General features: G+C 65.3%; 1 protein-coding gene and 1 pseudogene. Both read left to right on the top strand.

The window, feature by feature from the left end:
• Positions 1 to 182: hypothetical protein (locus NKH42_RS31190; protein WP_502906438.1), on the top strand; the 182-nt coding region annotated here is incomplete at its 5' end.
• Positions 183 to 371: 189 nt separating this feature from the next.
• Positions 372 to 599, top strand: a pseudogene (locus NKH42_RS31185) (hypothetical protein); the annotation flags it as partial.

The raw sequence follows: 599 nt of genomic DNA, 5'->3' as shown, positions 1-599 counted from the left end.
TCGCGAACGCGTCACGCGATATCCCGGACTCACCGGCAGCCGGCTTACTGAAGGACCTCGGCTATGGCGGCGGCTACACGACCGTCACGGATTCCTGCGCGACGTCCGTCCTGCCGCGGCGGAGCGGGGCTACGAGGTTCGCTTCGAGACCCCCGCCCGGCGAGCAGGCGCAGGTCGACTAGCGCCGACAAAGACTGAGAAACGACGAGATCGTTCTTCATGGCTCGGGCGGCAGGGTCGCTCAGCGGCCCGTTGGCCTTCTACGATGCCGTCGCCCGGGTGATGGCGAAGGAGCAGCGTCCACGACGAACGCGCTCGATACCACGCCATCCACAATCGATCGAATCCGCCACGACCTCGTCGGCCTGAAGATGGCGCGGGCGCTCGAGGCGCTCGATCATATCGCGCGCCGGCTCGAGCAACGCGAGATCGCCGCCCTCGAAGCCATGGACATCCTCCTCTCGGAAGAGTTGACCCTCCGCGAGAACAGCCGGATCAAGACGGCACTGCGTATCCTGCTCTGCTCGTTGTCGATGAGATCGGCTACTTGCCCGTCGTCCACGGTGGCGGCAATCTGTTCTTCCAACTCGTCAACGCCC

This window comes from Mesorhizobium sp. M1142, from assembly GCF_040318565.1.
Classification (GTDB): Bacteria; Pseudomonadota; Alphaproteobacteria; order Rhizobiales; family Rhizobiaceae; genus Mesorhizobium.
This window is presented reverse-complemented; position numbering and strand designations above follow the sequence as displayed.